This is a genomic window from Streptomyces lunalinharesii (genome assembly GCF_039532155.1).
Classification (GTDB): domain Bacteria; phylum Actinomycetota; class Actinomycetes; order Streptomycetales; family Streptomycetaceae; genus Streptomyces; species Streptomyces lunalinharesii.
The window spans coordinates 70065-83198 of the sequence record NZ_BAAARK010000010.1; the positions used below are offsets into that span (position 1 = coordinate 70065).

Annotated in this window: 9 protein-coding genes; all 9 read right to left on the minus strand. The window is 75.0% G+C overall.

Annotation, left to right across the window (positions count from 1 at the left end; genetic code table 11):
• Nucleotides 1–30: 30 nt before the first annotated feature.
• Nucleotides 31–2244, minus strand: a complete 2214-nt coding sequence (locus tag ABD385_RS17530) for a hypothetical protein (RefSeq protein WP_344576753.1) — start codon at nt 2242–2244, stop codon at nt 31–33.
• Nucleotides 2241–6155: a putative baseplate assembly protein gene (locus ABD385_RS17535; RefSeq protein ID WP_344576755.1), complete on the minus strand. Its 3915-nt coding sequence runs from the start codon at nt 6153–6155 to the stop codon at nt 2241–2243. Before ABD385_RS17535 ends, ABD385_RS17530 begins: the two co-directional genes overlap by 4 nt.
• Nucleotides 6152–9388: a putative baseplate assembly protein gene (locus ABD385_RS17540; RefSeq protein WP_344576757.1), complete on the minus strand. Its 3237-nt coding sequence runs from the start codon at nt 9386–9388 to the stop codon at nt 6152–6154. Before ABD385_RS17540 ends, ABD385_RS17535 begins: the two co-directional genes overlap by 4 nt.
• The gene (locus ABD385_RS17545) at nt 9385–9786 is read right to left on the minus strand and encodes a GPW/gp25 family protein (RefSeq protein WP_344576759.1); all 402 of its coding nucleotides are present in this window, start codon (nt 9784–9786) and stop codon (nt 9385–9387) included. The genes ABD385_RS17540 and ABD385_RS17545 overlap by 4 nt, the downstream gene beginning before the upstream one ends.
• A complete protein-coding gene (locus tag ABD385_RS17550) occupies nt 9783–10151 on the minus strand; it encodes a hypothetical protein (RefSeq protein ID WP_344576761.1) in 369 nt (122 codons plus the stop codon). Before ABD385_RS17550 ends, ABD385_RS17545 begins: the two co-directional genes overlap by 4 nt.
• Before the next feature lie 25 nt (nt 10152–10176).
• Complete coding sequence (locus ABD385_RS17555) at nt 10177–10701, minus strand: phage baseplate assembly protein V (RefSeq protein WP_344576763.1); 525 nt, start codon at nt 10699–10701, stop codon at nt 10177–10179.
• An 83-nt stretch (nt 10702–10784) separates the two neighbouring features.
• The gene (locus tag ABD385_RS17560) at nt 10785–11930 is read right to left on the minus strand and encodes a hypothetical protein (protein ID WP_344576764.1); all 1146 of its coding nucleotides are present in this window, start codon (nt 11928–11930) and stop codon (nt 10785–10787) included.
• Complete coding sequence (locus tag ABD385_RS17565) at nt 11923–12306, minus strand: LysM peptidoglycan-binding domain-containing protein (protein WP_344576765.1); 384 nt, start codon at nt 12304–12306, stop codon at nt 11923–11925. The genes ABD385_RS17560 and ABD385_RS17565 overlap by 8 nt, the downstream gene beginning before the upstream one ends.
• A gap of 3 nt (nt 12307–12309) precedes the next feature.
• Complete coding sequence (locus ABD385_RS17570; protein ID WP_344576767.1) at nt 12310–12981, minus strand: hypothetical protein; 672 nt, start codon at nt 12979–12981, stop codon at nt 12310–12312.
• Nucleotides 12982–13134 lie beyond the last annotated feature (153 nt).

The following is a 13134-nucleotide window of genomic DNA, read 5'->3' on the forward strand; positions in this document are numbered from 1 at the left end:
GGCCGGACGGCGGTCGGGCGGGTCGGCGGCTCACGTCACGCACACGATCCCCGCGTCGGTGCCCGCCGGGGTGTACTCCGCGAGCCGGGCCCGCAGGCTGTCCGTGCGCTGCGGCAGGTAGAGGTCGTGGTACGCGCCCAGCTCCGCGCCGTCCTCCGCGCCGCGGACCAGCTCCGCGGCGCAGCCCGCCGCCAACTGCCCGTACCACGGCGTCCCGTAGCGCTCGCTGCGCAGCAGGGGCCGCACCCGGGCGGCGTCGGCGGGGCCCACCAGGTCCGGTTGGCAGCGGTACCGGCGCGGGGTGCGCGAGCCGGGCGGCAGGTAGCTGAACCGCACGCAGCCCACCCCGCGCCGGGCGACCCGCACCCGCCCGGTGAAGAGGCTGTTCTCGGCGAGCCGCACCGCGTGCACGTGCACCTCGCCGAGGACGGTGGTGCGGTGCACGGACAGCTCCGCGTGCGCGTGGCGGCAGTCGGGGGCCGACAGGGCGGCCCGGTCGGGGCCGGTGGCGTCCAGGATGCTGTCGCGCAGGTGGATCGCCAGCGGGTCGGTGCCGACCTCGTCGCCGATGACCTCGATGGTGCCCAGGATCGACCGGTCGATCTCCACGCAGGCGGTGGTGCGGTCCAGGACCAGGCTGGGTTCCTCGGGGGAGGCCGGATGGCACTCCGGCTCCAGCGACCAGCCCGGCACGAGGGTGCAGTGCCGCAGCACCAGGGAGCCGAGCGGGCCGCTGACGTTCAGGCCGCGGCCGGCGACCAGCAGCCCGTCCAGGACCATGCGCGGACGCTCGCCCGGTGCGCACTGGGCCTCCACGGCACGGACGTTGAGGGCGTCCGGCCGGTTGCTGTACCAGTCCAGCAGCCGGATGACCGGGCGGGTGCCCTCGGCGGCGCGCAGCTGGAGCCGGTCGCCCGGCTCCAGGTCGAAGTCCAACTGCTCCTGGTAGGCGCCGCTGTGGACGATCTCGATGATGCCGTCGGGGCCGCACCGGCCGGCCCGCCGGTCGTGCTGCCAGGCCGCGTAGGCGTCCATGATGCGCCGGTACGGGCCGTCGGGGCCGACCCGGTAGACGGCGGCGTCCGGCGGGGTGACCCGCGCTCCGCCGTCGGCCGGGGAGCGGCCCGGTTCGCTGCGCTCGCGGGGGTACTCCCCGCCGCCCAGGTCGTCCCCGAAGCCGTAGTGGTAGTCCACCCACACGCCCTGCCGCGGCGCGGACCGGGCGCCGAACGCGATCCGTCCGCGCTCCGGGTCGACGGCGACCTGCCCGCGCCTGGGCCGGTAGCGCCACTCGCCCAGGTCGGCGACGACGACGTCGGCGAGCGGGACCGGCCGGTCGGTGCCGTCCTTGCGGATCACGAAGCTCTTGCCCGGCCCGTAGTAGTCCGCGAGGCGGTCGTGCAGCTGCCGGCGGGTGATCAGCGCGGGGACGTTGTCGACCGTGGCGAGGTGGGTCGCCGACGGCTCCGGCTCCGGGCGGGTCAGCAGCGGGGTGTCGTTGCCCAGCAGGGAGAAGGTGTAGAGGTTGCGGGCCCGGTCGATGCAGTACGCCGGCGCCCGGGTCACGGCGTACGGCTTCAGCCGCCAGACGAACAGGCCCACCCCGGCCGGCGAGTAACCGCCCTGCGCGCGGCGGGAGGCGGCCCGTCGCACGTCGACCGAGCGGGCGAGGGTGGCGAACGGCCCGCCGGCCAGGTCCAGGGCCGCGCCGTCCCGGACGTCCACCAGCCGGCCGCGTCCGCGCCGCCGGTCGTCGGCCGCCGCGGTCGCCGCCCCGTAGAGCCGCACCGGCTGGTGGTGCGCGAGCAGCCGGGAGAACTCCACCGCCCGCGCCGGCCAGCCCGCCACGCCCTCGGACAGTTCCTCCAGCAGCGGCAGGGTGCCCTTGCGGCGCCGGTTGCCGACCGTGGCGGCCACGTCGCGGCGCGGCGCCAGCGCCTCCGCCAGCCGCTGCCGCGAGGAGTCCGGCAGTCCGCCGTCGCGCAGGCCGGTGGCCAGCACCCGCTCGTACCCGGGCAGCGGCCGGTAGCCCACCAGGTCGCCCAGGTAGGGCAGCACCCACGCGGCGGCGGTCTCCACGAACCAGTCGTCGTACTGCTGGGCGACGCCGTCCCGGACCCGGTCCACCTGCTCGGCGAGCACCGCGAGCAGGGCCCGCAGCGGCTCGCCCTGCTCGGCGTCCCGCAGTCGGTGCCACTGCGGGAGCAGCTCCGCGAGCCCGTCCGGCTCCCTGTTGGTGGTCATCGGATCTCCTCGGTCAGGATCAGCGTGTCCGCGACCCGCGGCGAGAACAGCGCGAGCTGGGCCGGCCGGATGCCGCGGAAGACGCACAGCGCGCGGCCCGCGGGCAGCGGCCGGGTGTCGGTGAGGTCGGGGTTGAGGCGCAGGAGTGCGGCCAGCGGGATGCCGTACTGGGCGGCGACGGCGGTCAGGGTCTGGCCGCCGCCCGCGGTGACCTCGTGGATCCGCTCCTCGAAGCGGGCCGGCCGGGCCGGTACGGACGTCCGCGGCGCGTCGGCCAATTCACCTGTCAGGGCGGCGAGTTCGGCGGTGGTGACGGAGGCCGGCACGCCGGTGAAGGCGTCCACGTCCACGTAGTCCACGCCGGGCACCGCCTGCGCGGCGGCCAGCACCTCCGACAGTCGGGCCGGCCGGCCCAGTTCCCGCCCGTCGAAGCCGAGGCGGTCCAGCAGCGCCTGCCGGACCCGCGGCTCCACCAGCGACCAGGCGTGGTCCGGGGCGACCTTCACCTTCGCCGCGCACAGCAGCAGCACCGGCTCCCGGACGTCCACCCGCACCGGCAGCCGGCCGTCCCCGTACTCCGCCAGCGCCGCCCGCAGCGCCCGCAGCACCTCCGCGTCCGACGCGATCGGAATGTCGTCGACGCCGGCCACCGTCACGTGCAGCACCTGCCGCCGCCCGTCGAACACCTCGCGGGCCGCGGCCCGGCCGATGCCCGCCCGGGAGCGCGCGAAGTCCTCGTAGTCGGCCAGGGACACCAGCCGGTCCAGGGCGGAGACCGCCAGCGGGACGGTGCGCCGGGTCAGTGCCGGGCCGTCCGCGTCGGCGCCGCCGGTGGCCGGCTGCGGGTTGGTGACGCCGGTGACGCCGAGCGGGCGGGTGACGGCCTGGGTGATCCGGTCCGCCGCGACGTTGGCGGCCCGGCCGGTGCCGAAGCGGTAGCGGGCCCGCACGTTGTCGTGACCGGTCGGCAGCCGGGCGCCGTGCACCCCGTCGCCGAAGGTCACCGTCGGGTGGCCGGCGCCGCTCCCGGCACCGCTCGAACCGGTGACGTAGACCCGCTCGTCGGGCCCGCGGCCGGCCAGGCTGTCCACCGGGTGCCAACGCAGCCCGTCCACCCGGACCTCCAACTGCGGTACGGCCCCCAGGGGGTTGTCGGACGGCAGCCAGGTCAGCGGCGACTGCCAGAGCGCGAACGTCTGGTTGGCGCGCGCCGCGTCGCCGCTGCCGATCGCCTCGTCGCGGCTCTCGCCGTGCGACGCCGGGACGACGTTGCCCTGCACCCGCACGGTGTCCCGCCGATAGCGGTGCGTCAGCGCGCGGGTCAGGGTCAGCGTGGTGTGCACCCGGTCGCCGGGCAGCGCCGGGTCCAGCGTCTGCGCCACGCCCGCGACGACGGCCAGTTCGGTGCCCCGCACGCCCGTCACCCCGGGGATGTCGGTCCGTTCGCCGGCGACGACCAGGTAGCGGCCGGGCCGCAACCCGTCGTACAGCGCGGCGAGTTCCAGCCGGTCGCCGTGCACGTCCTCGCCGATCGGGTCGTCCGCCTGTGCCAGGTCCTGGCCGGCGGCGTGCACGGTGGTGTCCCGGATCGCGTCCAGCGTGACGTCGTGCTCGTCCAGCCACGGGTCGGCGAGGGTGAGGACGGTGCCCCGGCCGGTGATGCCGTACTGGGTGTGCACCGCGGTGCGGACCGCGGTGACCCGGGTGGTGACGAACGCCAGCTTCTTGTCGCCCGGGACGCCGTCCGGGCCGTCCGCGCCCTTGCGGGGCCGCTCGACGGCGACCCAACTGCCCACCGTGATCCCGTCGTACACCGCGTCCAGCGCCAGCGCCCGCCGGTCGGCCGGCTTCGGGACCGTCGCGATCCCGATCTCCACGCCCGGCGGCTCGCCACCGGCCGCCACCTGCACCCGCACCTCGTAGCCGTCCTGCGTGACCTGCCGGTGCTCGCCGGGCGCCAACTGCCAGGACAGCGGGCTGGCGTCGTCGACCGCGACGTGGACCCGGCCGTCCTCCGCCGGACGCGAGACGAACACCGTCCGCTCCGGCAGGCCGGCCAGCAGCCGGGCGGTGACCCCCGGCTCCTGCGAGTCGACCGGGCGGCGCCCCAGCCAGCTCAGGTCGTGGTCCTGGCCGGTGCGGGTGTGCAGCTCGACCCGGCCGGGGCCGAGCGCGAAGGCGGTGTCGGCGGGCAGGTTCTCCGCCCGCTGGTCCGTGCTGCCGGTCTCGGCGTGCTGGAACTCCGCCCGCACCGGGGTCTTCCCCGCGGTGTCGAACACCACCCGCACCATGGTCAGCGCGGCCCCGGTCAGCGGCCAGTCCGCGGTCCTGATGACCCGGCCCTGGTCGTCCTGCACGGACTTCAGCGGCGCCGTCGCGCCGAACGGGGTGGCGGTGACCCGCATGGCGAGGACGGCGCGCAGCAGCGGCCGGGCGGGGGCACCGGGGGAGCCGCCGTCGCCGGCCGGGGCGGCCGCCCGCCGCCACGCCGGGTAGAGGCCGTCACCGACCCGCGGGTCCAGCGCGGCCAGCAGCCGGGCGCCCAGGTCCGCACCGGCACCGAACGCCCGCTGCGGGTCGCCGACCGCGTCCCGGTCGGCGGTGGGCGGGCGGACCACCCGGGTGCGCAGCGCCGGCAGCACGGCGGCGAGGGCCGCCAGGGCGGCCGGGACCGGGGCCGGCGGGTCGGTGGCCGCCGGGTCGCCGGCGGTGGGCGCCGGCTGCCCCGGAGCCGGCTCCGCGGGCGGCTCGCCGGCCAACTCCGCGGCCCGCCGGGCCAGTTCGCCGACGACCGCCTGGAGCTCCTCGAACCACGCGACGACCTCCGGATAGCCGGCCGCCACCGCCTGCGCCTCCGCCAGCCGCTCGTGCGGGCCGGCCAGCCGCGCGGTGAACGCCGCCGGGTCGGCGATGCCGTCCAGGTCCTTCCGCAGCGGCGCCAGCACCTGCGCGTCGAAGTCGGCGACGAACCGGCTGACCGGGCGGGGGTTGGGCGCCTCGGGGGTGGCCGGCGGCGGGTAGTCCGGGTCGTCCGGGTCCACCGACACCGGGGGCTCGGTGATCCACGCCCGCAGCTCGGTGACCAGTTCCGGCAGCGACGCGGGTGCCGCCTTGGGCAGCCCCAGCGCGGTGACGTCCGCCGTGCGGTCCGGCCGCACCGACACCACCGGCAGCAGCACCCGCTGCGCACCGAAGTCGAACAGCAGCCGGTCGCCGACGGTCACCCCGGTGGAGGTGCCCGCGACCAGCAGCTCCGGGCGGGTGTGCAGGTCGTCGGCGGTCAGCAGCGCCGGCCGGCGGTGCCGCACCGCCAGTTCGTTCCACGCCCAGCGCGCCGTCAGGTCCTCGTCGGTCTCGAAGGTCTGCGACTCCTCGTCCGAGCCGGCCGGCACGCTGTGGCTGCGGGCCCCGCGCGGGATGAGGACCGGCAGGTCGCCGGCCCGCGGGTCGCGGTCCAGGGTGTAGGCGAGGTGGGTGTCGGCGGCGACCCCGGGCCGCGGCTGGTGCCCCACGAGCCGGCCCAGCAGCGCCAGGGAACGGTGCTCGTCGGCGGTCCGCAGGTACCCCTCGTCGGCGATCCGCTCGCCGTGGAAGGTCAGCAGGTCACCGAGGACGGCCCAGGCGTCCAGCAGCCCGATGGACGGGTCGTCGGGCGTGCGGACGGTCAGGCCGCGCAGCGCCGGGTAGGCCGGTGAGGCCAGCCGGTCCAGCATCGCGGCCAGGAACGAACCGTGGTCCCCGACCCGGTAGTCGAGGGCGCGGCGGCCCGGCGGGTTGTAGGGCGCGGGGTCGGCGCGGCGCTCGTCGTGCCCGCCGCCGGCACCGCAGCCGCAGCCGCAGCCTCCCCCCTGTTCGGCTCCGCCCGAACGGGAGGTGTCCCCGTCCCCGCCCGTCGTCTGGTGCTCCGTCATCGCCCACCCCCGAGCTCGATGACCAGCCGGCCGTTCTCGGGCCGGTCCGGGTCGTTGTCCAAGCGGGCGATCTCCAGCGGCCCCAGCCGCAGCACCCCCGCCTGTCGTTCCCCCTGGTCCGCGTGGAACATCCGCTGCAACCGGGTCACCGCCACGCTGCCGACGCCCGGCACCGCCGCGGCCAGGGCCACCAGCCGGCTCAGCCGGACCGGCTCCCCGAACGTCAGCGCGTCCGGGTGGAAGAAGCCCAGCCGCCCGCCGGGCAGCGCCCGCGCGCCCAGCACCCGGTACAACTCGGCCAGGATCTGGCCGTGTTGGTGACCCGGCTCGGCGCAGACCTCCAGCGCCACGTCCAGCGGCACCCGGCGCGCCGGCCGCACCACCAGGTCGTGCCCGATCCGGCGGTAGCCCTCCAACGCGTGGCCGACCGCGTCCAGCAGGGCCGACGACGGGTCCTCGGTGCCGTACGCGTCGACGGCGACGTGCGCCTCCTGGACGCTGCCGGTCCACCGGATCTCCGCCGCCGCCCGCTGCACGCCCGGCAGCCCGCCGGCCAGTGCCGCGTAGTCCTGTGCGGTGACCGCCCGCAGCCGGCTCCGCCGCAGGTCCAGTGGCGCCAACTGCCGCACCTGCTCCAGTGGTTCGGGCTCCACGCCGCCCACCGCGGGCAGCGGGTTGCGGACCCCGGCCACCGGCAGCGGCGCCGCGGCATCCGACTCCTGCCCGTCGCGCCGCAGCACCAGGTGGCCGATGGCCTCGGCGCCGACGTTCCCGGCCGTGCCGCCGCCGATGCGGTAGTGGACGGCGAGCCGACTGCCCGGCGTCGGCCGGGCCCCGTAGTGCCCGTCGCCGAACCGCAGTGCCAGCCGCCCGTCGTCCTGGAGTTCCCCCACGACGTGCCGGTCGCGGGCGCCGCTGCCCAACAGGTCGCGGCGCGGGCGCCAGGGGGCGCCGGACTCCGCGCCGGCGGCGTCGTCCGGGCCGCCGGCCGGGTCCGCGACCTCCCGGAGGCGGAGCGCCGGCAGGGCCTCGCGCGGGTCCTGGAGGACGGCGGCGGCCGGGCCGTGCAGCACCGGCTCGTCCGGGTGCAGCCCGGTCGCGTACGCCGGCCCCCAGGTCTGTGCGACCTCCCACGCGGTTCGCCCGTCCAGCACCGTCCCGGCCCGGGCGCGCGCCGTGAGCACCGCCAGCCGGCGCAGCCTGCCGTCCAGCAGGCCTGGGCTGCGGTGCAGCAGTTCCCGCAACGCCCGCACCGGATGCCGCTGAAGCTCCAGCCGCTCCAGCAACTCCAGTCCGAACAGCACGGTCAGTTCGGCGCGCTCCGCCTCGGAGAGCCCGTCCTGGTCCCGGGCGCTGCGCCACAGCTCCACCAGCCGCTCCCGCACCCGCTCCGGGATGGCCGCGAGCCGCTCCGCCTGCCCGGCCGCGACGTGCCGCGGCTGCGGGAACGGCACCGCCTGGACGACCGGCGCGCGGCCCACCACCGGCCGGAAGCGCGGCACGATCCCCGGGTACACCGACTGCGCGAGCAGCGTCCGCAACGCCGCGGCCTGCGCGTACGCGGTCCCCGGCGTCACCCTCTCGGCGCGCAGCCCGGCGGACTCCAGCCCGATGCCGGCCCGCTCGGCGGCCGCCTCGCCGACCGCGGTGCACAGCCGTCGGACGTCGTCGGGGGACAGCTCCCGGCCGCCCTCCGCCCGGTCGATCAGGTCGTCGAGGAGCTGCGCGACCTCGTTGCCGCCGTGTCCGCCGTCCCAGCAGCCGAACGCCGGCGGGTCGCAGGACGCCAGTACGGCGGGCACGGGCGGCACGGTGACGGTCTCCGGCACGCCCCCGTCGTCCCCGTCCCCGTCCCCGTCCCCGTCCAGGGTCCGTCCGTGGTCCACCAGCACCACGTTGCCGCGCGCCACGCTCACGTCCGCCACGGGCACGCAGTCCCGCCCGCCCCGCGTCGTCAGCCGCAACGGGAACGCCAGCGCGTCCTCGTCGGCCCAGGCGACCTCCAGGACCGGTTGCCCGACGAGCGCGTCGACGGCCGGGGTGACGGACGTCAGCCGCACCACCTGCCGGTGCGTGGGGTCCTGATCGCCGGGCGTACCGGTCCGCGGCCCCTTGACCTCTTCGAGGAGCAGCAGGTCACCGGGGGACAGCGCCAACTCCCGCCGCCCGCACTCCTCGTCGGCCCAGGCGTCGGTGAGGGTGGCGGCGGTGGCCCCCGCCGGCAGCCCGCAGACCTCCCCGCCCCACGTCCACAGCCGGATGGCGTGGTGCTGGGGCAGCAGTTCCAGCGGCGCCTCGCGCACCACCGGCTCGAACACCTCCAGCGACCCGTGCTCGGCCAGCACCGCCAGCTCCCGGTCGTCTATCACCGACCCCAACTCCGGCCGTTCCCGCGGCCCGTACGAGCGGTAGTCGACGGCGGCGAACCGGAACGTCCCCGGCAGCAGCGTCAGCGGCGCCGCCACCTGCACCGTCACGAACGCCCGGGCCGTGCAGCCGTCGTGCATCGGGTAGTCGATCAGCCGCACGTGGCGCCGGACCGACACCCGGCGCCGCGCGGTGTCCAGATACGCCTCGGTGGCCACCGCGTCCTGCTGGTAGCTGATCTGGTCGGCGGCGTGGGCGAGCAGCTCGACCAGCGTCGTGCCGAGGTCGGCCGGATTGCGCTCCACCCACTGGGGGGTGGTCAGCCGCAGCCGGTCCAGGACGACCCGCCGCAGAGTGTCGTAGTCCCGGGCGGTGTAGTCGATGACGGGCGCGGCGGTGCGGAAGGCGGCCGGCAGCCGCCCCGTGCCGCCCGCCCCGGCACCGTCGTCGGCCACGCAGTCGAACGGCGTCGGGCAGTTCGGCCGGAACGAGAACTCCGCCGAGAAGTACCGCTGGTCGAACCCGGGGAACGGCTCGGTGCCCGGCCGCCCGTAGGGGTCCCTCTCCACCACCGACAGCCGGTAGGACGAGAAGTCGCCGGCCCGGTCCAGCAGCACCACCAGCCGGTCGTCCAGCTCGGGGTCCTCCTCCCGCTCGACGGTGATCTCCAGCGCCTCGATGCCGGTGATCCGCCGCCCGCCGTCGATCCGGACGTGCTCCGGACGCAGCCCGTGCGGCGCCTTCCCCAGGAAGGTGACGGTCAGCGTCCGTCCGTCCTCGCCGACCTCCACCGCGTCCACGCCGTTGCGCCGCGCCTGCCGGATCCGCTCCCGCCGTCCGGCCTCGAACGTGCCGTCGACCGTCATGCGGCCCCCCGCCCCTCGAACACCTCGTCGCGGCGGCTGGCCGTGGCGCGCACCACGTACTGCAGCGACACCCGCACCACGTCCTCCTCGCTCGTCACGTCCAGCGACTCCACCTCGATCAACTCGCCCAGCCAGCGCTGCAACGCCGCCTGCACGGACAGCTCTACGGCGGAGGCCAACTCCGGGCTGTTCGGCGTGAAGACCAGGCCCAGCAGCCCGCAGCCGAAGTCGGGCCGCATCACCCGCTCGCCGGGACTGGTGAACAGCAACTGCTCGACCAGGTCCCGCACGTGTGCGTCGTACCGGGCGTGCGCGGTCCGCCCGCGCCGGTCCACGCGGTACGGAAAGGCGAGGTCGGTGCGGGCCACGTACCCGGTCCGCCCTGGTTGCGCCCTCATCGGCTCGTCACCCCCGCCAAGCCGCCCGGCCGACCCCCGCCGGCGGACGCCACCACCGGCGGACCCTGCGGCACCAGCGCGGCGCTGAAGCACAGCGCCGCGGTGGTGTCCAGCAGCACCGGCACCCCGTCGACGCACACGCCGCCGCCCCCGCCGTCCGGCGTCCACCGCACGCCGGTGCACGGCTGCGGGCGACCCGCCACGACGTGCGCGCACCCGCTCACCACGAACAGGTCCGTGGCCGTCGCCACCGGCGCGCCGTCGATCAGCACGCCCGCCCCACCGCCGGCCGCAGCCGGCACCACCCGTCCGCCGTGCGGACAGCCGATGGTCATGCCACCGTGCACGAGATTCCCGCTCGCCATCTGTCCCGCCTCCCCCCCGCTCTCGTCAGCGCTTCTTCTGCACGGTCAACCGACCGTCGTTCAGGTCGACTTGCTCCCCGGTGAGGGAGACGGACGCCCCGAGCCCGTTGTTGAGGTGGACCCCCGTGGCGTCGATGCGCACATACGCCCCGCCCGGTGCCTGGAGCAGGATGCCCTCGGTCGGCACGTCGGAGAGCACGATCTTGTGCTTGCCCGGTGTCTGGATCACCACCGGATGCGCGACGGCCGGATCCCGCTGCGCGTCCTCCGGCAGCTCCTCGCGCCGCCCGTACCAACACCCCACCCACACCGGGAAACTGGGGTCGCCCTGTTCGAACTCCACCCACACGCCGGCGCCGACCGAGGGCACCACCACCTGCCCGGCCTGTTCGCCGCTGAACGGGAAGCACGGCAGGGCCCAGGTCGACACCTCGTCCCCGAGCACGTCCGGGACCTGGACGCGCAACCGGCCCACGCCCATCGGGTCGTCGTTCGCCGCCACCCGGCCCCGGAACTTGCCGAGGAAGCGGTTGTTCGGTGCAGCAGCCATGTGCGGCGTCTCTCCTTACGGTCCCCACGTACGGGCATCAGGTGCGGGTGCGGGTGCGGGTGCGGGCATGGGTGCGGGTGCGGCTAGGGCCGCACGGTGCCGCTGCGGGCGATCAGTCCTTCCCGCGACAGCGTGAAGTTCTGCAGGTACGAGCCGATCCGCAGGTTGTGCGTCACGGTCTTCACGTAGTAATCGCCGTCATAGGTGACCCCGGCGCCGCGCACCCCCACCAACTCCCGGGGCCGCAGCAGGTATCCGTGCCGGGTCACGTCCAACGACCCCGAACCCGAGATCGCGTCGGCACTGGTCGCGGCCCGCCCCAACGCCTCCGCCTTGGCCAGGCCCTCGTCCATCTTCGCCGTCCCGCTCAACGTCTTCCGCTTGAGCGCCGGCGATCCCCGCAGCCCCAACGGCGGCCGCAACGGGCTGATGTCCGGCTGCGCCAACAACGGCGCCCGCCGCGTCACCGGGTCCTGCACGCGCGCCTGCGGCTCCTCCCGCGCCGTCCCGTCGTACGCGAACGTCAACTGGTCCACGGTGGAGTTCGCGTCCATGTTCACGTTCAGCGCGTGCTGCCGCTGTCCGAGGCGCTGCTCCGGCCCCCAGAACGCCGTCGAGCGCCCCGGCACCGGCCCCGGCTCCAGATAGAACGTGTACCCGTTGGCCCGCGCCAGCTCGTTCACGTACTGCAGGTCCGTCCCCGTCTGGTAGTCGACCCGCACCTGCTCCCGCGGCGGCTGCGGAATCTGTTCCCGGATGATGCGGGCGTCGATGCCGTAATCGGCGTACTGGGACAGGATCCGCTCCACGCGCTGCGAGGGCGCCAGGTTCGGATAGCGATCCGTCCGCTCCTCAAGGTCCATCAACAGCGTCAGGTCTTCGCCCGTCACCGTCAGCGTGCTCTGCCCGGGGTGGTTGCTGCTTCCCACCTCCTGCCGCACGATCACCCCGTCCAGCAACACCACCGGCGTCCCCTTGACCGTCACGGTGACGATGACCCGGGTCTTCGGATCGAAGAACCCCTCCGGCAGCAGCCGTTGGACGATCGCGCCCTTCTTCGTCAGGTCGAACGCCAGCTGAAAGCCGCTCCGCTCACCCGCCGTACTGGTGATCTGCGCGGAGAGCAGTGCTTCCACCACCTCCTGTGGGACCAGTCGCGCCAACTTCGGCCCCATGTACAGCGAAACGTGCAGGGGCCCCCGCCCGATCGGCTCGTCCCCGTCAGCCATGCCGCACCCCCGGCCCGCCCAGCCCGCCACTGAACCCACCCGGTAACGGCACGGCGATCTCCACCCCGGGCTCCGCCGTCAACTCCCGCGGCTCCAGCACCGGATTGGCGTCCGCGATCCGCCACCACTGCCCCGGATCCCCGAAGTACCGTTGCCCGAGCTGATCGACCCGCTCCCCACTGCCCACGACGTGCGGCACGGCATCCTCGGCCGCCTCCGCGAGCGATGGCAACAACCGCCGCTTCGCATACCGCACTTCACTCCCGTCGCCCCGCACGTGCACCCCGATCTCGCTGCCCGCATACCGACTGCTCCGCGGATACGGGTGCGCGCCCGGCACGTCGTCCAACGCACTCTCGTACGGCTCGATGCCCACGCCTCAGATCCCCCTCCCCAACCCCAGCTGCGCCAACGTCCCGCCCCGCGCCCGCCGCGCCAACTGCTCCTTCTGCGCCAGATGCGCGAGGTACAACGCCGCCCCGGGGTGCCCGGCCGGCAGATCGCTCACCGTCAACACCTTCAACCCGATGCTCAACGAGGCCCGGATCGGATTCAGATTCACGTCGAACGCCGACTCGTTGACCGACAACTCCGTCAACCGCACCGGCATCACGCGCTTGCTCCCCCACGTGAACAGCGTCAACGGCGTCTCGATGGGACTGATCTCGATCGTCCCCTTCTTGGTCAACTTCGACGCCGCCAACAACTGCGCGGTCGTCGGCTGCACCAACATCTCCAGCACCGCCAACTCCGGATGAATCCCCTCCGGCGCCGCCACGTCCAACTGGTCCGTGGCATCGATCTCCGCCGTGAACTTCCACGTCTCCTGCGCCGGCCCCTTCAACCGCAACGCCTCGTTCCGATCCCCTCCACTCCCCCCACCACCGCCCCCGCTGTCCCCCTCCCCACCCGCAGCCTGCGGCGCCACCTGCCGCTCCAACGTGTCCGGATTGAACTGCAACACGATGATCCGCTGCGGAATCCCAAGATCAGGATCAACAACAACGATGCCGGAACGGATGGGTTTGGGGATGTCGGCGTAGCGGGTCATGTTTCCCTCCGGTTATTCGGCCACTTGATTGGCAAGTGCCTGGACGGCTCGCGAATTATCCAGAATCCGTTCTTCGGCGTCTGAGGGTACGACGCCACCTCGGGAATCCTCGGGTTCACCCACCCATTGGCGCATCGCCGCCAGGGGTGTCAT

Coding starts and splice junctions, on each gene's coding strand:
- ABD385_RS17530 (WP_344576753.1), bottom strand. CDS start 2,244: ATGACCACCAACAGGGAGCCGGACGGGCTCGCGGAGCTGCTCCCGCAG.
- ABD385_RS17535 (WP_344576755.1), bottom strand. CDS start 6,155: ATGACGGAGCACCAGACGACGGGCGGGGACGGGGACACCTCCCGTTCG.
- ABD385_RS17540 (WP_344576757.1), bottom strand. CDS start 9,388: ATGACGGTCGACGGCACGTTCGAGGCCGGACGGCGGGAGCGGATCCGG.
- ABD385_RS17545 (WP_344576759.1), bottom strand. CDS start 9,786: ATGAGGGCGCAACCAGGGCGGACCGGGTACGTGGCCCGCACCGACCTC.
- ABD385_RS17550 (WP_344576761.1), bottom strand. CDS start 10,151: ATGGCGAGCGGGAATCTCGTGCACGGTGGCATGACCATCGGCTGTCCG.
- ABD385_RS17555 (WP_344576763.1), bottom strand. CDS start 10,701: ATGGCTGCTGCACCGAACAACCGCTTCCTCGGCAAGTTCCGGGGCCGG.
- ABD385_RS17560 (WP_344576764.1), bottom strand. CDS start 11,930: ATGGCTGACGGGGACGAGCCGATCGGGCGGGGGCCCCTGCACGTTTCG.
- ABD385_RS17570 (WP_344576767.1), bottom strand. CDS start 12,981: ATGACCCGCTACGCCGACATCCCCAAACCCATCCGTTCCGGCATCGTT.